At 39.7% G+C, this 19,708-nt stretch carries 16 protein-coding genes and 1 pseudogene; 10 read left to right on the top strand and 7 right to left on the bottom strand.

Features of this window, described 5'->3' with window-relative positions; genetic code table 11:
- Positions 1-5: 5 nt before the first annotated feature.
- The 3 genes from EL17_RS14760 to EL17_RS14750 all read left to right on the top strand — a co-directional run bounded on the left by EL17_RS14760 (position 6) and on the right by EL17_RS14750 (position 2,271).
- The gene (locus tag EL17_RS14760) at positions 6-689 is read left to right on the top strand and encodes an NADH:ubiquinone reductase (Na(+)-transporting) subunit D (RefSeq protein WP_035075675.1); all 684 of its coding nucleotides are present in this window, start codon (positions 6-8) and stop codon (positions 687-689) included.
- A gap of 15 nt (positions 690-704) precedes the next feature.
- The gene (nqrE, locus tag EL17_RS14755; protein WP_035075672.1) at positions 705-1,316 is read left to right on the top strand and encodes an NADH:ubiquinone reductase (Na(+)-transporting) subunit E; all 612 of its coding nucleotides are present in this window, start codon (positions 705-707) and stop codon (positions 1,314-1,316) included.
- 325 nt (positions 1,317-1,641) lie between these two features.
- Positions 1,642-2,271 carry a DUF502 domain-containing protein gene (locus tag EL17_RS14750; protein ID WP_084166234.1) on the top strand — a complete coding sequence of 210 codons (630 nt, stop codon included), beginning with the start codon at positions 1,642-1,644 and terminating at the stop codon, positions 2,269-2,271.
- Positions 2,272-2,561: 290 nt separating this feature from the next.
- Here EL17_RS14750 and trxA read toward each other — a convergent pair whose 3' ends face one another.
- Positions 2,562-2,882 (bottom strand): thioredoxin, encoded by a 321-nt coding sequence (trxA, locus tag EL17_RS14745; RefSeq protein WP_035075659.1) that lies wholly within the window; start codon positions 2,880-2,882, stop codon positions 2,562-2,564.
- Positions 2,883-3,227: 345 nt separating this feature from the next.
- On the opposite strand from trxA, the pseudogene ypfJ reads away from it, so the two are divergent.
- Positions 3,228-4,111: pseudogene (gene ypfJ, locus EL17_RS14740) on the top strand (KPN_02809 family neutral zinc metallopeptidase).
- 529 nt (positions 4,112-4,640) lie between these two features.
- Here the strand turns inward: ypfJ and EL17_RS14735 are convergent.
- The gene (locus EL17_RS14735) at positions 4,641-5,639 is read right to left on the bottom strand and encodes a T9SS type A sorting domain-containing protein (protein ID WP_164675101.1); all 999 of its coding nucleotides are present in this window, start codon (positions 5,637-5,639) and stop codon (positions 4,641-4,643) included.
- Between the two features lie 5 nt (positions 5,640-5,644).
- Entirely contained in the window at positions 5,645-6,826 is a 1,182-nt protein-coding gene (locus EL17_RS14730; RefSeq protein WP_035075653.1) for a hypothetical protein, read from the bottom strand.
- Between the two features lie 55 nt (positions 6,827-6,881).
- Between EL17_RS14730 and EL17_RS14725 the strand changes: the two genes are divergently transcribed.
- Positions 6,882-7,709, top strand: coding sequence for a hypothetical protein (locus tag EL17_RS14725; protein WP_035075651.1), 828 nt, complete (start codon positions 6,882-6,884; stop codon positions 7,707-7,709).
- A 198-nt stretch (positions 7,710-7,907) separates the two neighbouring features.
- Here EL17_RS14725 and dnaE read toward each other — a convergent pair whose 3' ends face one another.
- Complete coding sequence (gene dnaE / locus EL17_RS14720) at positions 7,908-12,212, bottom strand: DNA polymerase III subunit alpha (protein WP_035075649.1); 4,305 nt, start codon at positions 12,210-12,212, stop codon at positions 7,908-7,910.
- 245 nt (positions 12,213-12,457) lie between these two features.
- On the opposite strand from dnaE, the gene EL17_RS14715 reads away from it, so the two are divergent.
- Positions 12,458-13,066 carry a Uma2 family endonuclease gene (locus EL17_RS14715; protein ID WP_035075647.1) on the top strand — a complete coding sequence of 203 codons (609 nt, stop codon included), beginning with the start codon at positions 12,458-12,460 and terminating at the stop codon, positions 13,064-13,066.
- 45 nt (positions 13,067-13,111) lie between these two features.
- Positions 13,112-13,726: a Uma2 family endonuclease gene (locus EL17_RS14710; RefSeq protein ID WP_035075645.1), complete on the top strand. Its 615-nt coding sequence runs from the start codon at positions 13,112-13,114 to the stop codon at positions 13,724-13,726.
- A 58-nt stretch (positions 13,727-13,784) separates the two neighbouring features.
- On the opposite strand, the gene rsmG is transcribed toward EL17_RS14710, so the two are convergent.
- Genes rsmG through EL17_RS14695 form a run of 3 tightly spaced genes read right to left on the bottom strand, consistent with a single transcriptional unit; the run spans position 13,785 to position 16,224 of the window.
- Entirely contained in the window at positions 13,785-14,429 is a 645-nt protein-coding gene (rsmG, locus tag EL17_RS14705) for a 16S rRNA (guanine(527)-N(7))-methyltransferase RsmG (RefSeq protein WP_035075644.1), read from the bottom strand.
- Between the two features lie 59 nt (positions 14,430-14,488).
- Positions 14,489-15,100 carry an RNA polymerase sigma factor gene (locus EL17_RS14700; RefSeq protein ID WP_035075643.1) on the bottom strand — a complete coding sequence of 204 codons (612 nt, stop codon included), beginning with the start codon at positions 15,098-15,100 and terminating at the stop codon, positions 14,489-14,491.
- Positions 15,091-16,224, bottom strand: coding sequence for a glycosyltransferase (locus EL17_RS14695; protein WP_035075642.1), 1,134 nt, complete (start codon positions 16,222-16,224; stop codon positions 15,091-15,093). Before EL17_RS14695 ends, EL17_RS14700 begins: the two co-directional genes overlap by 10 nt.
- 318 nt (positions 16,225-16,542) lie before the next feature.
- Between EL17_RS14695 and tgt the strand changes: the two genes are divergently transcribed.
- The 3 genes from tgt to EL17_RS14680 are packed head-to-tail and all read left to right on the top strand — an operon-like array spanning position 16,543 to position 19,671.
- The gene (tgt, locus tag EL17_RS14690) at positions 16,543-17,673 is read left to right on the top strand and encodes a tRNA guanosine(34) transglycosylase Tgt (RefSeq protein WP_035075640.1); all 1,131 of its coding nucleotides are present in this window, start codon (positions 16,543-16,545) and stop codon (positions 17,671-17,673) included.
- Between the two features lie 4 nt (positions 17,674-17,677).
- The gene (locus tag EL17_RS14685) at positions 17,678-18,751 is read left to right on the top strand and encodes an LptF/LptG family permease (protein ID WP_035075638.1); all 1,074 of its coding nucleotides are present in this window, start codon (positions 17,678-17,680) and stop codon (positions 18,749-18,751) included.
- Positions 18,751-19,671, top strand: a complete 921-nt coding sequence (locus EL17_RS14680; RefSeq protein WP_035075628.1) for a DMT family transporter — start codon at positions 18,751-18,753, stop codon at positions 19,669-19,671. Before EL17_RS14685 ends, EL17_RS14680 begins: the two co-directional genes overlap by 1 nt.
- Positions 19,672-19,708: the final 37 nt, after the last annotated feature.

Below are 19,708 nucleotides of genomic sequence, written 5' to 3'. Positions count from 1 at the left end.
ATATAATGAGTACAGAAACAGCAGAAAAGACACAAGTTCAGAAACCATCTGAACCTATACTGTCAAAGAGAAGAAAAAAACTGATCACTGATCCACTGGTGGATGATAACCCTATAACCATTCAGGTACTGGGGATATGTTCTGCTCTGGCAGTAACTACCCAGATGCAGCCAACTATGGTTATGGCATTATCAGTTATATTTGTAATGGTAATGGCCAATCTTACTATTTCCCTCATAAGAAATACTATACCATCTAGGGTGAGGATCATTGTTCAGTTGGCTATAGTGGCTACTTTGGTAACATTGGTAAATGAAGTATTGAAAGCATTTGCTTTTGATATGTACAAAGAATTATCCGTATTTATTGGCTTGATCATTACTAACTGTATTGTTATGGGAAGACTTGAAGCATTTGCTTTGGGTAATAAACCTTATGATTCAGTATTGGATGGATTTGGTAGTGCCTTAGGTTACTCTTGGATCATCCTTGCAGTGGCTTTCTTCAGAGAGCTTTGGGGATCAGGTTCCGTATTTGGATATCCAGTATTTGAAAATATTGCCGGCCTATTTGGCGGAGGTTTCTCACTAGCTACTAATGGACTTATGGTATCTCCAGTAGGTGCGTTTATCGTACTGGGGTTAATTATCTGGGTGCAGCGTACTAAAACAGGTTATATAGAACACTAAAATATATCTAAGAAAATGGAATTATTTAATTTAGCTATCCGATCAATATTTATTGATAACATGGTTTTTGCCTACTTCCTAGGTATGTGTTCTTTCTTGGCGGTGTCCAAAAAAGTATCCACAGCACTGGGTTTAGGAGCAGCAGTAATTTTCGTACTTACTGTGACGGTACCGGTTAACTGGTTATTGAACGAATTCATTCTCAAAGAAGGTGCTTTGGCATTTCTTGGTGAAAACTTCGCTACGATTGACCTTACTTTCTTAAGATTTATCATGTTCATTGCTGTTATTGCAGCCATGGTACAGTTGGTAGAAATGATTATTGAGAAATTTGCCCCAGCTCTTTATGGCTCTTTGGGTATCTTTCTTCCTCTTATTGCGGTTAACTGTGCGATACTAGGTGGATCACTCTTTATGGCCGGCAGAGATTATACTTTAGCTGAAGCAGGAGTTTATGGCTTTGGATCTGGAACTGGTTTCTTCTTGGCTATTGTGGCTTTGGCCGCTATAAGAGAAAAATTGAAGTATTCAAATGTTCCAAATGGATTGAAAGGTCTTGGTATTACCATGTTGATAACTGGTCTTATGGGGATAGCCTTCATGTCCTTTATGGGTATTGATTTATAAAAACAAATGACTTTTAAGGCATCTACCTTGGAAGTTGAAAAAACCAAAAACTGCGAAAAAGCGCTGTTTTTGGTTTTTTTTTGTTTTATGTAATTGATAACGTATTTTGATGATTTAGCCTAAATCGGACCGCTAGTAGGTTGGCATTGTTTTTTCAGTAATGTAATATTATTGTATGCTTTTTTCAGTAAGTAGCTTAAAATATTGGAAATAGAGGAAGGCTATGATATAAAGTCTCTTCAGCAATTACTCCATATATGGAGCTTTGTATAATACAATAGATCAGATTAAGGCACCATATTCTCAATTTAAACTTACATTTATCATGTCTTCTTTTACGAGCAGGAGATTTCTGAAATATTTTCTTAAAGGGCTACTCTTTGTGGTTCCTTTAGGATTGACAGTCTATATTGTAATTGCGTTGGTTGTTTTTTTAGATAGTATTATTCCTATTCCTGTGCCCGGTATGGGTATTATGGTTATGCTGGTATTTATAACTTTTGTAGGTTATATGGCTAGTATATTTGTCACACAGCCTCTGTTTGATCAAATGGAAAAATGGCTTTTTAAGATACCATTAATAAATATCGTCTATACCAGTATAAAAGATCTGATGTCAGCATTCGTCGGGGATAAGAAAAAATTCAATGTGGCTATAGTGGTAAAGATGTCAGATAATATGTTCCGACTCGGATTCATGACCCAAAGTGACCTACAAGTGCTAGGTGAGCCAGGTTTGGTGGCGGCTTATTTTCCTCATTCATATAATTTTAGCGGTAATCTTTATTTAGTTCCTCGAGAAAATATAAGAGTAATAGAGAATGTAAATAATGCTGATATAATGAAATTTATCGTATCTGGAGGGGTATCAGAGCTGTATCCGGCTGGAGTTCCGCATGATCCTGCCCCAGCCGTAACCCCTATCTCACCAGTGCCTCCAACAGTTGGTGAATAAAATTTTAAACGCTATATAAAAATGGCAGGTAGATCTAATCTTCTTTAAAAACTTGGACTTCTTATATTCAGCGTTGCGATTTAATATTTTTTACTTTGGACTTCTTAGCGTTAGGTTTGATGTTTATTTATTATCCCTGTATGCGACATTTAGTACTGTACATCATTTTTATTTGTGAGGATGGACAATGATCCTCTTCTAAGGATCATTTATATTTTACAGTTTACGGCATAAAAAAACAGCCACAAAAAAATGATTTTTTGTGGCTGTTTTTTAATATTTATCAAAGATTACATCTGTGCATCAAGTTTTTGGGCAAGAACTGTTTTTGGCACCGCACCTACTTGTTTATCTACGATTTCACCGTTCTTAAAAAACAAAAGAGTAGGTATACTTCTGATGCCAAATTTAGCAGCTACATTTGGATTGGAATCTACATCTACTTTTCCTACCACAGCTTTTCCTTCATAGTCTCCGGCGATTTCTTCCACTACAGGTCCGATCATTTTACATGGTCCGCACCATTCTGCCCAAAAATCTACCAAGATTGGCTGTTCTGATTTTATAATTTCCTCAAAGTTTGAGTCTGTAATTTCTATTGCTTTAGCCATAGTAAGTTCTTTATTGGTTTATCTTGAAATTTCCGTTTATTAAATATAATAGAAAAGGTAATTAGGCGGCAATAAGTTCACAGATTTAATCTATTTATTCCAAAAACTTTGGAGTTTATCAGATGTAAATATTCACGTTTGCACTGATCTTATCCCGGATTATGCTTCCAGTTTTTCGTTGAGGCAAATAAATGCTAGACTTTTCTATCTACAAAGTTTTTTTTATGATATAAATGATTACCAAATAGATGACTAAAAAAATAATCAGGCATCATATTTAGTAATGTAAATTTAATTGGTGAGCAAGGAATATAAAGTCTGACGATAATCTAAAAAATATATCATATGAAATGGCAGGGTAGAAGAAAAAGTACTAATGTGAATGACAGAAGAGGCCGATCCGGTGGTGGCGGAGGGGGTATATCACCCATGCTACTGATTCCGTTGATCCGATTGCTCTTCTCTAAGCAGGAATTTTTCTAGTCGGGGGAATAGTTCTTTATCTCTGGATTACAGGAACCAACCCGATTGCATTATTGGAACAATTTACCGGAGGAGGTACTAGCGCCCTGACTGAATACAAAGCTACACCGGCAGAGCAGGAGCTGGCGGATTTTACGGCTACTATATTGGCAGATACTGAAGACGTATGGAATGAACTGATACAGAATTACCGTGAACCTACCCTAGTGCTATTTTCAGGTAGGGTAAGTTCAGCCTGTGGATTTGCATCTTCTGCTACCGGCCCTTTCTTTTGCCCTGCAGATGAAAATGTATATATCGATCTCAGTTTCTTTAGGGACATGGAAAGGAAACCAGGTGCATCGGAAGATTTTGCGCAGGCCTATGTAGTGGCACATGAAGTGGGACATCATATCCAAAAGCTCATGGGGATCACCGAAAAAGTCCAATCCCAAAGAGGCAGAATCAGCCAGACCGAATATAACCAGCTATCAGTACGGCTGGAACTGTAGGCTGATTTTCTGGCCGGAGTATGGGCCTACCATACCCATAGGATCAATAACCATCTGGAGCAACGTGATATTGATGAAGCCCTCGCTGCGGCAAACGCCATAGGAGATGACCGTCTCCAAAAGCAGGCTACCGGAACCGTGGTGCCCGATTCATTCACCCATGGAACATCGGCTCAAAGGATGCGCTGGTTTAAAAAAGGATTTACTACAGGGGATATAGAGCAGGGGGATACATGCAGTGTAAGGGAGTTATAGAGGGGTATTAAGGTTTAAAAAAATTCTAATCTTAATCTATTCCGCCATTCAATAACTACATGGTTAATAATGAATGATAATCCCTATAGCCATTGGGATCATCATTAAAGCCTATTAGCGCATGACATTTGTGTGAACTTTAGTCTGTCAACAGCGGACTTTTTGCTTGTAGATACTTGCATTAATTTTTTTTTGATGTTGAATAAACCCTGTCCGCTCCCAGCAGTGACTTATCGAAAATCCTCTTGGCCATGTGAAGGCGTGAAAAAGTAAAAAAATTAGGAGCGTGTCCTTTATAGTAGATAGGAATTGCTAAGTAGTGGTATGCTTCTCACGGTGTTTTGTTTTTAACCTCAACTTACATAAAAGAAACCCAGAACAAGCCGAAATTTGGCTAATTCTGGGGGTTTAACTAACAAATAAATCTGATAACTGCCTTTTTCAGGCTGGTTATTTTATTTTCAAGAAAGCCTAACTAATCACTTCCCTTCCGTGGGCTAGTCACAGGAAGAGAAGTTGGAAGGAAAGATTATCTCTCTACCCTTACTTGTTTCCTAATTACCGCATCTTTGTATCTTATATGAATGTAATAGAGACCGCTTTTCAATTGCTGGACATTCAGCTTAAGTTTGGACTGGAAGGTTGTCTGGCTGTGCATTACTTGGCCCCAAAAGTTGGAAATTTTTATCTCAACTGAAAAATCCTCCTCTTCATTCCTAGCGTGTTTCTCCAATTCACTCATTTCAATAGTTAGTTCATCTGAAGCAGGGTTAGGATAAATAAGCGGATCAATGGGATTTCCACCACAATTATTCACATAAGCGATTACCTCAGAAGTTCCATCCATGCATGTACTGGTTACATTAAGCCTTACAGAAAGCAAGTTTTGGCCTTGGAATGGGTTGTTATCCGTTAAAACGGTTACTTGGCTGGAACCTTGGCCAGAAATCACCGTCCCTCCCAGGACCACCCAGTTATAGGATAGGTACCCATTTTCTGACCAAAGGTTTAGGTACTGGTTTCCGCAGAGAATTTGCCCATGTGAAAGACCATTTATACTAGTTGGTGGTCCAACTTGAATTTCACGGGAAATAAGGACAGTCCCCCAAGGGCTGTCTATGGTTGCAGTTATTGTCCCTTTTCCATTTATAGATGAGGGAGCAGTTGTAAATGACTCACCCATACTTGTAGTGTTTGTAAAAAGATAGGATGGGGAAGCGCTCCAGGTAATTGTGCTTTCCAGAGGAGGGTTTTCCAAGGTGTACGTGGCAGTAGAGCAAAGATTTTCAGGACCCTGGATTTCACTAAAAATTTTAGGCCCGGGCTGATTGGTAATCGTATTTAAGGCGACTATTCCTTCGTTGTTTGGGTCGAGGTATTGTTTGAATTCGTGCCACGCCATACTTAATCTTCCGTATCTAGCATCCTCATTTGGCCCCTCACAAGTATCATCAGTAGACCCATATCCCCCAATATTACTCCCAATAACTCGAAGTTGGTTGTCAAAAAGAGGACTGCCTGAGCTCATAGTTTCTAATGCCCCATCTTGCATAGCAACTCTCCATGCAAAATAGGCATTGTTAACAGATCATCTTTGGTAGGAACCCCTCCGGAAATATATTTCTGAACATCCGCTCTGGGATGGTGTATACCTAGAGTTGAAGTAATAGGTTGATCAATAATACTCCATCCTAAATAGGAAACAGGATTGTTATCAAATACTGACCTGTTTAATTGATTTGGCTTAATTTCTAGTAGTCTTGAATCTGTATTAGATGTTAAATTTATATTACTTAATGGATCTGCACCATAAGCAACAATATTCATAGGCCCACTAGATGTAAGACTACAACTGGGGCTTCTAAAATGAAACATAAACTGTGAATGTTCAATCATATATCCACCAAAAGTATGATTTGGGGTAAGTATTATAGGGCTATTTTCTTGCCTGCCATTGTTGAGAAGAAATCCTGATCCGTGATATGAAACAGAATCACTATATTCACTTTGATATATGATCAAAGCTACTCCTTTGGAAGATAAATCTAAGGATGGCCAACAGACAATATTAGAATTACATGGGGCAGAACAGCCAAAACCATAGCAGGATCCTGATTGTTGGGCAGAAGATTTATAGTTGTTTGTTCCATACATATCGATTATTCCATGAGAAGCTTTTGATATTACAATTTCGCTTTTTTTCTTTTCTTCGATTGGCTCCTGCAAGACAATCCTTATTGTCTCTCCAGGCATAGGAGGGGAGTTGAAATTATCAGTTTTTGAAATTGTCTCGGCTGTTAATGGGCCTTGTAGATAGTTCTCTTTGTCATTTATGATGTAAAGTTTTGAGTTTTTGCTTAGCTTGATCTTCTTAAATAAAATGCCTATGATATTGGATCCTTTGGAGGTGACCTCTATCTCGTAAAAACAGTTTTTTTCATCGCAGATACCCTCTATGTTCTTAAAATCGATATTTAAATCTGCAAATTTGGCAAACACATATGACGTTTTTTCCTTATTTTTGTCCAGTAATTCATTCTCTAGCTCCTCATTAATTTTTTCTTTGTTTTGAAAATTTAAATCATAGGAGTTACTTCGTGAATAATTTGTTTTTACCGGGATTTGATCTTTCTGGACTTTTTCAGTTTTTACTTGGGGAACTGCTTCCCAATAAATAAGGCATAAAATTGCGATTGATAGTAGATTTCTAATCATAATTATGTTTGGTTAAATTTTTTAATTAATTTAGTTAAGGAATAACAGAATAACTATGAAATTAATAAAAAAAATATCAATAGCTGTCTTTTTAGGTTTCCTTGGATGTGTTGATTCCCAAATGGAAGAGTTTCATGAAGGTGAAGACCAAGAAGAGTGGTTAAAGGAAGTTCGGTCGATCTTGCAGGGTGAGCGGTTTGAGCCTCCTGGAAAGCTGCATACGATATCACAATTTGCAGGAGAAAGTGAGTCATCGTTGATGGGCTATACCCAACTTTTTTATAATCAAAATGGACAGGAAGTTCTAATGCTTGGTTTTACCGCCCAAAATGACACAATGAGGGTTCTTCTGAAAAATTTGGATCCAGACGGGAAAAAGATAGAAGAATGTCTTTACCGGCACCCAAATTGGGCTGGAAATATGGACGAGATGAAATGGTCCAGAACGAATTATTTTATTTATGATGAATCGGGCAGAGTGATTGAGGAAGAATTTGACAATAAATCCAATGAAAAACAGCCTTATAAAGTTTATCATTACAATGAACGTGGTTTGGCTGAGGAGATAGAAATTATCCATAATTCCAAGTTGGAAGAAAGGTGGATATTGGAGTATGACGGGGAGGAGAGACTGATCAAAGAAAGTTGGTGGTTTCCATCGGCAGAGAGTCCCCATACCGAATTTTTTTATAAATACAACGAAAACAATCTATTGGAAGCCAAGGAAACATGGACCATCAGTTTAAATCCTGAACTGGAAGATGTTTTCCAGTATTTTTATGATGATCAGGGAAGGTTGATAGAAGAAAAGGAATATTATCCGCACGGGGGATTTTCACTCCTATACAGGAGGACGTATGAATATCATGGGGAGGTAAATTAGATGATTTACATTAAGTCACTGGCCTCTAAGCTTCTTCAAATTAATGAGGGAGTCAAAGGGAAAAATGCCTTTAAGAAAATCGTAAAAAGGGAGTTTTAGCTCAATACTCCCTTTTTACTTTTTACGACAATCACCTATGGACTATGGTCTGTATACTATTTGCTAATCGCTTATCTACTTATTGCAACTCCACTACCCCTAAATAATCTTATACATCACCTCCGGTATCTGCTTTAATTCTGTCATCATTTCATTAGAAGGATCTATAGTATATCTGGTGGACATAAGATCCAGGGTAATATTTTCCTTATTATCAAAAACATTGATATACAATTTGGCATCCCCCTTATACTTTTGGGTGATTTTTTCTAATTTTTCCATTAGGTCCAGAGTCAGGTCATCCAGATCTATATTTACCCTCAGACCTTTGACCATTTTGGCTCTAACTTCATTTAGGAGGGACATATTATTAATCTTAAACTCAAATTCATTTTCTTTCCACTTATTAGGATGAACTGATCCTGTTATGTATAGGAACCATCCTGTCATGAAATATTCCTTAAATTTGATATAATCCTCTCCAAAAATAAAGAAAGTATGTGCTCCCTGATAATCCTCCATGGTAAGGGTGCCAAATGGCTTACCGGTCTTTGTGGTGCGATGTGCAAAAGATGTCACCATTCCCGCTGCTCGTATATTATCTCCTTTTGCTCTTAAGGCTTCTATATTATTGAATTCTGGCAGGGGCGTATTGGTAAAGGATTCAAACTCTACCTTAAATTGGTCTAGGGGATGGCCTGATATATATAGGCCAACGACCTCTCTTTCGATATTTAGCTGCTGAAGTTGACTAAATGGTTCCATAGGAGTTACACTTGGCATAGGTATATCCATCCCTCCAGCTCCTCCACCAAATAGGCTTACTTGGGAACTTTCTGCCTCCTGTGTCACCTTCTGTGCATACTTTACAGCCTTCTCCAGCAATGAAGCTTCACCATCTGCAGCTTCCAGATATTGCCTTCGGTGATGTTCCGTAAAGCAGTCAAATCCCCCAGCCATGGCTAATGCTTCTAAGGTTTTCTTTGTGACAAGCCTTAGGTTTATTCTGGTGGTAAAGTCAAAGATATTTTTATAAGGACCCTTGGCCAATCTCTCATCGATAATGGCCTGTACAGCTGCACCGCCGGCACCTTTGATCGCTGCCATTCCAAACCGTACCTGTCCTTCTTTATTTACTGTAAAGCCACTTCTGGATTCGTTTACATCCGGTCCATGTACTTCCAGTTTCATCCGCTTGCACTCTTCCATAAAGAATGTTACCTGCGAGATATCGTTCATGTTATTACTCAATACCGAGGCCATGTATTCTGCCGGGTAGTGAGCTTTTAGATACGCGGTCTGATAAGCAATCCAAGCATAGCAGGTAGAGTGGGATTTATTAAAGGCATAAGAAGCAAAGGCTTCCCAGTCTTTCCAGATCTTTTCCAGCTTTTTCTTATCGTGCCCCTTGGTAGCAGCCTGTTCCACGAACTTTGGCTTCATCTTATCCAGGACGTCTTTCTGCTTCTTACCCATGGCCTTACGGAGTACATCGGCCTCACCTTTGGTAAAGCCTGCCAGCTGCTGGGAAAGTAGCATCACCTGTTCCTGATAGACAGTGATCCCATAGGTCTCCTTAAGGTAACCCTCCATATCTGGTAGATCATAGGTGATAGGCTCCTGACCATGTTTTCGACGGATAAAGCTTGGAATGTATTCCAATGGCCCCGGTCTATAAAGGGCGTTCATGGCGATCAGATCTGCAAAAACGGTAGGCTTAAGCTCCCGCATGTATTTTTGCATCCCGGCAGATTCATACTGGAATATGCCGACAGTTTCACCACGCTGAAATAGCTCATAGGTCTTTTCATCATCTATGGGGAAGTTTTCCGGATCCAGGTCTATGCCATGTCTTTCTTTGACGATTTTGACAGCATCCTTGATTAGGGTCAAAGTCTTCAGTCCCAAAAAGTCCATTTTCAGCAGACCGGCACTTTCCACCACCGAGTTATCAAACTGCGTGCAGTACATATCGGAATCCTTGGCCAGTGCCACCGGAACGAAATTCGTGATATCCGCCGGAGTGATGATCACCCCACAGGCGTGGATTCCCAGGTTACGGACTGATCCTTCGAGCACCGTAGCCTGATTGATCGTCCGGGCAGTCTCATCCCGCCCTTTAGAGATACGGATCAGTTCTTCCGCCTGGGCTACGCTTTCAGAATTGTTTTTGAGCTTGTTGACCAGTTTAGCCCGGTCATTGGCCAGATCAAAGAGCGCTTTTAATTTAATGTCAGGCACCAGTTTGGCCAGTTTATCGGCTTCACTTAGGGGTAAATTCAAAACCCTGGCGGTATCCCGGATAGCAGATTTGGCTGCCATGGTACCGTAGGTGATGATCTGGGCCACCTGGTTGGCTCCGTATTTTTTGATCACATAATCTATTACACTCTGACGGCCCTCATCATCAAAGTCGATATCAATATCGGGAAGGGATACCCTGTCAGGATTAAGGAATCTCTCAAAAAGGAGATCATACTTGATCGGATCCACATTGGTGATGCCCACACAGTAAGCCACCGCCGATCCGGCTGCAGAACCCCTGCCGGGGCCTACCGATACACCCATGTTTCGGGCGGCAGTAGTAAAGTCCTGGACGATGAGGAAATAACCCGGATATCCGGTATTGGCTATAGTAGCCAGTTCAAAATCTATTCTTTCTCTGATTTCATCAGTGATTTCCCCATACCGCTTTGCGGCCCCGACATAGGTTAAGTGGCGCAGATAGGCATTTTCACCTCTTTTGCCTCCATCCACATCATCCTGCGGATCTATAAATTCAGCAGGGATATCAAACTTAGGAAGCAACACCTCTCGGGCTAATTTATATCGCTCGATTTTCTGAACGATCTCATTGGTACACAGAATCGCCTCGGGAAGATCAGCAAAGAGCTTTTTCATCTCCTCGGGACTTTTGATATAGAATTCTTCATTGGGGAAACCGAATCTGAATTCTCTGCCCAGCTTGCCTACATATCTTTTCTCTTTCTTATCCGGCCCGTCAGTTTTCTCTCCATCTTTTACACAGAGTAGGATATCATGCGCATTGGCATCTTTTTTCTGATTGTAATAAGTGTTATTGGCCGCAAAGTATTTTACACCATACTGATGGGCAAAGCGCAGCAGGACTTCATTTACTTTTTCTTCTTCCGGTATTCCGTGACGGTTTAGTTCTACATAAAAGTCATCACCAAACTGTTCTTTCCACCAGACGAAAGCCTCTTCTGCCTGGGTTTCACCCACATTTAATATCAGGTAAGGAATCTCACCAAAAATACCACCGGTAGTAGCGATCAGGTCTCCTTTGTATTCCTGCAGTACTTCTCTATCTATACGGGGGAGATAGTAGAAGCCCTCTATATTGGCATAGGAGGCCAGTTTGGCCAGGTTATGATATCCTGCTTTATTTTTAGCCAGCAGGACGGTCTGGTATCCGTTATCTTTGCTAGATTTATTTTTTCGGTCTTTACAGATATTAAACTCGCAACCGATGATAGGGGTGATGTCATTGGCCAGGGCTTCTTTTACAAAGTTGAAGGCTCCCATCATGTTCCCATGATCGGTCATGGCGATGGCCGGCATGCCCAGTTCTTTGGTCCGCCTGATGAGCGCTGGGATTTCTGAAGTGGCTTGAAGAATCGAAAACTGGGTGTGGACATGAAGGTGAGAGAAAGGTTCATCTACCAGGTCACTGATATCAGCCCTACCGGCAGCTTTCATCACCTCTTTGGCTGCCAGCTTCTGCTCATCTTTGGCATTGGCAAAGTTGGCAATATCTAATTTTGGCGCCTCATAAATCACCTCGTCAGGGGAGAGGCCCGGCTCCGGTGGCAGTACATTATGGCTGATGAGTCCAAAAAAGCACTTAGCCGTAGCATCTACGTCATATGCGGCATCGTGGGCATCATCGAAGCCTATACCAAAAAGTTTTTTATATAATTCGGTTAAGGTTGGCCATTTAAACTTGCCCCCTTTACCACCCGGGATGGCACAGTAATCTGTAGAAATGTCCTTTGTGTCTAAGGCTACCTTTTCCATGAGAACCATCGGCACTTCCTTTCGCAGAAATTCAGATCCGCAGACATTGATATCGAAGCCGATATTATGGCCCACCATATACTTGGCTTTAGCCACATCTTCGTGGAAGATTTCCAATACTTTCTTCAGGTCATGACCTTCTTTGAGAGCCCTGTCAGTAGATATACCATGCACCTTTTCGGCATTGTAAGGAATGGTAAATCCTTCAGGCTTTACGATAAAGTTGTTATTGGAAATCAGTTTGCCCCGCTCATCATGCAGCTGCCAGGCCAGCTGGACCAAACGTGGCCAGTTGCTAAGGTCAGTGATGGGAGCATTATAATCGCGGGGTAATCCGGTGGTTTCGGTATCAAATATTAAATACATGCAAGCGCTTTATTTGGGGAATCTAAATTAAGATTAATCCTTTTCATGTGCTAAAGTAACGGCAGTAATTGTCCGAAATTTCGGACAAAAAATCCAGGTCTTTTTACTTCGCGATGAAAAGGTCTAAGGACCAATTATTTAGAAGGATTTCTTGATAGCGAGGGTAGGTTTTTATTTTATAGTAGCGTTCCAAATGATATATTAAAGCATTTTCGTAAATTAGGTTGGGGTAAAATAAAATCCATATGAAAGCTGAAGAAACTGAAAACAAAATGGAGGAGCCATTTACTTCCTATGGGAGATACTCCTATGCAGACTATCTGACATGGGATATTGAGGGGATGGTGGAGCTGATCAAGGGGAAAGTTTTTCGTCAGGCAGCAGCTCCAAAAATGAAGCATCAGGAGATTTCAATCAGAATATCCTCAAAGTTTTTCAACTATCTAGAAAAAAAAACTTGTAAGGTATTTGCTGCCCCCTTTGATGTGCGCTTGCCAGTACATTCCAAATATAATGAAGACATTTTCACCGTTGTCCAACCTGATATTTGCGTCGTATGCGATCCAATCAAACTTGATGAAGCAGGGTGTATAGGTGCGCCTGATCTTGTAGTAGAAATTCTTTCACCGGGTAATAATAAAAAAGAACTTCAAAATAAATATGAAGTCTATAAAGAATGCGGAGTAAAGGAATATTGGGTTATACACCCAGAAGAGCAGACACTAATGATATATACATTAATGGAAGGAAAATTTATTCCTTCAAAATTGTTCACCTCAGGTGAGGTGGTAGCCTCTTCCTGTATTGAAGGCTTTCAGATTAATTTAGATGAGGTATTTATAGATTTAGACTAATATGTAATGTCTTAAATTCTGATCACATTTAAATTTGGATAACCTATGCGCACAAGGGAAGATAAAAACTATTTAGAGGAGCCATTTACTTCCTATGGGAGATACTCCTATGCAGACTATCTGACATGGGATATTGAGGGGATGGTAGAATTGATTAAAGGTAAAGTTTTTAGGCAAGCTGCAGCACCGAGATTGAACCATCAAAAAATCTCATTTACGATCTCAGGAAAACTTTATGAATTTTTGAAGGGGAAAAAATGCAAAGGCTTCAGTGCACCTTTCGATGTGCGCTTGCCTGTACATTCCAAAAGGAATAATGAGATATTTACGGTAGTGCAACCTGATATTTGTGTAGTTTGCGATTCAGGAAATTTGGATGAAGCAGGGTGCATTGGCGCTCCTGATCTCGTAATGGAGATCCTTTCTCCGGGCAACAATAAAAAAGAGCTTCAAAATAAATATGAAGTCTATGAAGAGAGTGGTGTAAAAGAATATTGGATAATACATCCAGAAGAGCAGACGCTAATGATATATACTTTAAAGGATGGAAAATTTATTCCGTCAAAATTGTTTACCTCAGGAGAGGTGATAGCCTCTTCCTGTATAGAAGGCTTTCAACTCGATCTGGATGAAGTGTTTGAAGATCTCGGTTCTGTCTGACCGTAAATACATACTAAATACCACAATTTCCTTGATACTAATATATTGCTACTCCAACCTACCTCTTTCCCTCCCAGGGCACATATACCACCTTCTTAGTCTCAAAGAAATCTTCTTTGAAGTAGTCTTCTAAATGATAACTTACATAGGATACCTGCCTTTCTTCCATTTCTTCGTCCACTTCTCCGCCTTTTAGAAAGAACATGCCGTTTTGGAATTCATTGAAGTCTTCTTTTTTAAACTTGCCCTTGACCCAGGGCATCATATTGGCAAAACGGGTAACCGCTCTGCTGACGATGAAATCATATTTTCTGACCAGGTCTTCAGCACGCGTTTGCTGTGCTTCTACATTCTGTAGCTTGAGTTGTTTTACCACATCTTTTACCACAGTAATCTTTTTTCCGATGGAATCTACTAGATGGAAATGGGTTTCAGGAAACATGATGGCTAATGGTATGCCGGGAAATCCTCCTCCTGTACCGATATCCAATATCTTAGTGCCGGGCTCAAATTTCATTACTTTAGCTATACCAAGTGAGTGCAAGACATGCTTGGTGTAAAAATGTTCCATATCCTTACGGCTGATGACATTGATTTTGCTGTTCCAGTCCTCATACAGGGGCCCCAGTTTTGTAAATTGCTGCTTCTGCTGCTCCGTAAGATCAGGAAAATAATGGAATAAAATATCAACTGCTTGAGACATATGGGGTGGGTAAGAAATTTCCGTTTCCGGTGAATGGATTAATAATAAGATATCTGAGGCTATATATGCTTGTTTTTTCCCTGCGCGATTTCATACAGTAGCTCTCTCGATCTGTGCAGCTGGGCTTTGACTGTTCCCAGGGGCTTATCGAGTTCTTCAGCTATTTCGTCATAAGACAGTTCATCAAAGTATCTTAGCTTCACGAGTTTCCTGTATTTGGCAGGTAGCTTGTCCACAAAGATCCGTACCATCTCTATCCGCTGGGTTCTGATAAATTCATCTTGGGGATTGTTATCATCATCCTCCACATCGATATTGACGCTGTTGCCGCCATCATCAGTGAGGGTATTGTTTAGGCTCATCGTCTTCAGTTTTTTCTTACGGATAAAGTCGATGGTATTGTTAGTGGCGATTCTGAATAGCCAGGTACTAAAAGTATAGTCTTTTTTGAACTTATGCAGGTTTTTAAAGGCCTTGGCAAAAGCCTCCATAGTCAGGTCATCAGCATCATCAGCATCTCTGATCATTTTTAAAATCATAAAATAGACTGCTTTTTTATACCGTTTCATTAAGGTAGCAAAAGCCTGCTGGTCTTTTTGGACCACCGCTCTGTCTATCAGTTCGAAATCTTCTAAAGCTTTATCTGAAAAACCTTTTTCGTTTATTTCCATTTAACTTCTTTTGATAGGTAACCTTTGGTTCCCATGAACCAAAAATAACCTAAATACATGAAATCGAAAAATATAGTCCACCAGACTTTATTTTTCCCTTCTAAATTTTCTTTTGCGCCACGGAATACTTTGTACACTAACAAGATCCTGAATATCATCAAAATCCCTACCACTACATATATTCTCCAGTCCTGGCTGAAGAAGATCAGCGCTGCACCTGAAAGCCAAAATAATAAATGGCTCAATGCAAACAGGCCTATCTTCAATTTATCTATAGTTTTATAATATTTGCCGGCATGATAGTGACGCTTTTTCTGTTTATTATAATCCTGATAAGTGGTTTTTGGTTCGGATACAGTAATACTTTCAGGATCTATGACAAAGCTTGTGTTTTTGCCTGTAGCATATTTATTGATATATAGATCATCATCTCCACCTTCGATATGCCAGAGACCATTAAAAGCCTTTTTTTCCATAAAGAAACTCTTTCGATAGCTAAGGTTTCTGCCTACGGCCATGTAAGGTGCCTTCCAAAGACCAAAAGACATATACTGAAGTGCTGTAAATAATGTATCAAACTGGATCATCTTGTTTAATATGCCGGGTAGCTTACGGTAAGCACCATATCCTATAGCAAAAGCTTTCTTTTGCTGTCTCACAGGAGCAGTCATTAATTTGATCCAATTTTTAGACACTGGCGTGCAATCAGCATCCGTAAGGAGTATAACGTCATTTTTAGCCACTTTAATGCCCAGTGTAATGGCATATTTTTTAGCAGTTACATGTCGTGGCAAATAAGTAATGGTCACGGTACGTAAATTACGAAACCTTCCCATAAAATTCTCCAAAAGCTCACTGGTACCGTCTTTGGACCTATCATTTACAATCATGATTTCAAAAGAAGGGTAATCTTGTTCTTCCAATAAGGGAATGAGTTTTTCCAGATTTTCTTTTTCGTTTCTAGCAGCTATTATAATTGTCACTGGTTCCATTTCTAGATCTACTACTATTGCTTTGTTAGCAGGACGGAAAAAAAATGCCAGCCGTCCATAGATAAATATTAAATATATGAGTTGAAATACCATCGCCGTTAAAAAAACGGACCCCAAACCTATAATGATCATGCTTATTTTCTAATTCTGCTTAAAGATAAAATCAATTTCAGCAACTCTTTTAAGTATAAGCTTATATTTTTGCAGCGTTATTAAAATTAAAATTTATTAAATAGGAACCTTGACATTTAAAACATTATTGTTGAGGATAGAAAATGATCAGAAGCCTTTATAAAAAATACTTATAGATAGGCTAATACAGAAATGGAACAGGGTCAAAGTTACATACGGGGAGCCCGAAGAGAGTTATCGGAACCCCATGTCCTATCCTGCGAGATTACACCATTCCTGAGGCAATCGGGTCTGACATAAAAACACAATTACCAGCAAATGAAATTTACAATAGAAGCTACAGATCCAAAGAGTAAGGCAAGAGCTGGATTGGTCAAAACTGATCATGGGGATATAGAGACGCCTATATTTATGCCAGTAGGAACCGCGGGTTCTGTTAAAGCAGTACATCAGAGAGAGCTGACCTATGATGTCAAAGCTCAGATTATATTAGGAAACACTTATCATTTGTATTTAAGGCCAGGCCTAGATGTTCTGGAAAAAGCAGGAGGCCTTCATAAATTTAATGGCTGGAGTAGGCCTATACTTACAGACAGTGGAGGATACCAAGTTTTTTCATTGTCCGGTACAAGGAAGATAGCTGAAGAAGGCGTGATGTTTAAAAGCCACATAGACGGATCTAAACACCATTTTTCGCCAGAGAATGTAATGGATATTCAGAGAACGATCGGTGCGGATATCATAATGGCTTTTGACGAGTGTACGCCATATCCATGTGAATATAACTATGCCGAAAAATCCATGCATATGACCCATAGGTGGTTAAAGAGGTGCATAGAAAGGTTTGATACTACCGAGGGGAAATATGGTTACAGTCAGACTTTATTTCCTATTGTGCAGGGAAGTGTTTATAAAGATTTGAGAAAGCAGTCAGCTGAATTCATTGCCTCATGTGGCAGGGATGGCAATGCTATCGGCGGTCTATCTGTGGGAGAACCGGCAGAGATGATGTATGAGATGACAGAGTTGGTCACTGATATCCTACCTACAGATAAGCCCAGGTACCTAATGGGTGTAGGCACACCTGCCAATATTCTGGAAGGGATAGCATTGGGCGTAGATATGTTTGACTGCGTGATGCCGACAAGAAATGCTAGGAATGGCATGTTATTTACAAGTGAAGGAATCATGAACATGAGGAACGAAAAGTGGAAGGATGACTTCTCTCCAATAGATCCCAACATCAATAGCTATGTAAGTACCTTTTATTCCAAAGCTTATTTAAGACATTTGACCGTAAGCAAGGAAATTCTGGCGGCACAGATAGCCAGTATCCATAATTTAAGCTTCTACCTTTGGTTGGTAGGCCAGGCTAGGGAAAAAATCCAAACAGGAGAATTTGCCACATGGAAGGACATGATGGTGAAAAAAGTAAGTACACGATTATAACTCTATGAAAATTTTAGATAAGCTCATCATTAAGGATTTTCTCAAAACTTATTTTTTTGTGGTTTTAATGCTGATCCTTATAGTCTTGGTGCTTGATTTTACCGAGAAAAATGATGCTTTTATAAGGTATAATGTCCCTGGAAATGAAATTATAAAGTACATGCTCAATTATGGGCTTTATCTAAACAATCTCTTAACACCCATTACTGTATTTATAAGTGTGATCTTCATCACTTCCAAAATGGCGGGAAGGACAGAAATCATAGCTATCCTTAGCAGCGGGGTTAGCTTTTTGAGAATGCTGGTACCATTTATAATTTCAGCCATCTTAATTGCCATAGTTAGTTTTCTGCTTAATGGATGGGTGTTACCTCTTGCTACTGGAGGGGTATCACAGTTTAAAACAGAATTTTTGGAAGATAACAGGACTTTTGATAAGCAGAATATTCACATTAAAGTAGCTCCAGATGTGTATGCTTATCTTTCCAGATACTATCCATCAGGGGATGTGGGGTATAATTTTACTTTGGAGCAGATAGAGGGGGGGCGTCTTATCACCAAACTGTCTGCTGATAGGATCATATGGGATACTACTAAGCTGGCCTGGAGTGTAAAAAATTACAGGATCAGGGTGCTTGAGGAGATGGGTGAAGCTTATACAGTGGGGGAATCTTTAGATACCGTATTATCTATTACGCCCAAAGATTTCGATCTGCCCAAAAATCACCATGAAACCTTGATATTGCCTGATCTTACTCATCAAATACAGATATTAGAGGATAGGGGAGCGGACAATGTCAATTTCTATAAGATAGAACGATATATCCGTTTCATGTCTCCTTTTGCAGCCATCATTCTTACATTTATTGGTGTGATCGTATCCTCTAAAAAAACCAGGGGTGGCTCCGGTTTCAAAATTGCCATGGGTTTTGGATTGGCATTTGTCTATATAATCTTTTATTTGTTATCAAGAACCTTTGCGGAGGCTGGTGCCCAGTATCCACTTTTTATGGTATGGTTGCCTAACATTGTATTTGCCATCACTGGTTTAGTCATGTATAAAACTGTTCCTAGGTAATGGAAGGATCTGCTAAAGATTACGCTATGCTCCATTTTGTGGTTTTGATCTGGGGATTTACCGCTATATTGGGGGTGTTGATTTCAGTTCCTGCAGTGGAGATTGTGTTTTACAGGACCTTGATGGCTAGTACGGCTATTGGACTGATTTTTTTGATTAAAAAGACAAAAATCGGACTTCCGCCTGACCAGGTAATAAAGATAGTAGCGACAGGATTTATCATTGCCATTCATTGGATATTGTTTTTTTGGGCCGCTAGAGCCGCTACGGTATCAGTTGCCCTAGCGGGGTTTGCTACGTGTACATTATGGACAGCTTTTTTAGAACCCATAGCCAATAAGACCAAATTAAAATGGTATGAAATCTTATTAGGTTTAGTAGTGATCTCTGGACTTTATGTGATTTTCAGGTTTGAATTTGGATATTGGGTGGGACTGACGATGGCCATCACGTCCGCTTTTCTAGGAGCACTATTTACAGTTATAAACGCTAAATTGATCAAAAGGCACAGCCCTTTCATTCTGACATTTTATGAAATGGTAGGGGCATGTATGTTCACTGTACTTTTCTTCCCTGTTTATTCCCGTTTTCTTACTACCGAAGGGCAGGGGCTTCAGCTCAAACTAGAGGGGTATGACTGGCTTTGGCTTTTAATCTTGGCTGGTGTTTGTACCGTATATGCCTTTTCAGTATCTGTAGAGCTGATGAAAAGATTGACCGCTTTTGCAGTCAATCTTACAGTAAATCTGGAGCCTGTTTATGGTATTATTTTGGCAGTGCTCATATTTGGCGAGCAGGAAAAAATGACGGCCGGGTTTTATATAGGAACCCTGATCATATTGTTAGCGGTGTGTATTTATCCAATAATCAGTTATTTTTATAGAAGAAAAAAGGCAAAACAATTATTGAGAATGCAGTAATGAATCTCGATAGCGCTTAACTTTAATGGCGGCTCTT

Origin of the sequence: Anditalea andensis (assembly GCF_000714815.1) — a bacterium.
GTDB classification, from domain to species: domain Bacteria; phylum Bacteroidota; class Bacteroidia; order Cytophagales; family Cyclobacteriaceae; genus Anditalea; species Anditalea andensis.
This window is presented reverse-complemented; position numbering and strand designations above follow the sequence as displayed.

Coding starts and splice junctions, on each gene's coding strand:
- EL17_RS14760 (WP_035075675.1), top strand. CDS start 6: ATGAGTACAGAAACAGCAGAAAAGACACAAGTTCAGAAACCATCTGAA.
- nqrE (WP_035075672.1), top strand. CDS start 705: ATGGAATTATTTAATTTAGCTATCCGATCAATATTTATTGATAACATG.
- EL17_RS14750 (WP_084166234.1), top strand. CDS start 1,642: ATGTCTTCTTTTACGAGCAGGAGATTTCTGAAATATTTTCTTAAAGGG.
- trxA (WP_035075659.1), bottom strand. CDS start 2,882: ATGGCTAAAGCAATAGAAATTACAGACTCAAACTTTGAGGAAATTATA.
- EL17_RS14735 (WP_164675101.1), bottom strand. CDS start 5,639: ATGAGCTCAGGCAGTCCTCTTTTTGACAACCAACTTCGAGTTATTGGG.
- EL17_RS14730 (WP_035075653.1), bottom strand. CDS start 6,826: ATGATTAGAAATCTACTATCAATCGCAATTTTATGCCTTATTTATTGG.
- EL17_RS14725 (WP_035075651.1), top strand. CDS start 6,882: ATGAAATTAATAAAAAAAATATCAATAGCTGTCTTTTTAGGTTTCCTT.
- dnaE (WP_035075649.1), bottom strand. CDS start 12,212: ATGTATTTAATATTTGATACCGAAACCACCGGATTACCCCGCGATTAT.
- EL17_RS14715 (WP_035075647.1), top strand. CDS start 12,458: ATGAAAGCTGAAGAAACTGAAAACAAAATGGAGGAGCCATTTACTTCC.
- EL17_RS14710 (WP_035075645.1), top strand. CDS start 13,112: ATGCGCACAAGGGAAGATAAAAACTATTTAGAGGAGCCATTTACTTCC.
- rsmG (WP_035075644.1), bottom strand. CDS start 14,429: ATGTCTCAAGCAGTTGATATTTTATTCCATTATTTTCCTGATCTTACG.
- EL17_RS14700 (WP_035075643.1), bottom strand. CDS start 15,100: ATGGAAATAAACGAAAAAGGTTTTTCAGATAAAGCTTTAGAAGATTTC.
- EL17_RS14695 (WP_035075642.1), bottom strand. CDS start 16,224: ATGATCATTATAGGTTTGGGGTCCGTTTTTTTAACGGCGATGGTATTT.
- tgt (WP_035075640.1), top strand. CDS start 16,543: ATGAAATTTACAATAGAAGCTACAGATCCAAAGAGTAAGGCAAGAGCT.
- EL17_RS14685 (WP_035075638.1), top strand. CDS start 17,678: ATGAAAATTTTAGATAAGCTCATCATTAAGGATTTTCTCAAAACTTAT.
- EL17_RS14680 (WP_035075628.1), top strand. CDS start 18,751: ATGGAAGGATCTGCTAAAGATTACGCTATGCTCCATTTTGTGGTTTTG.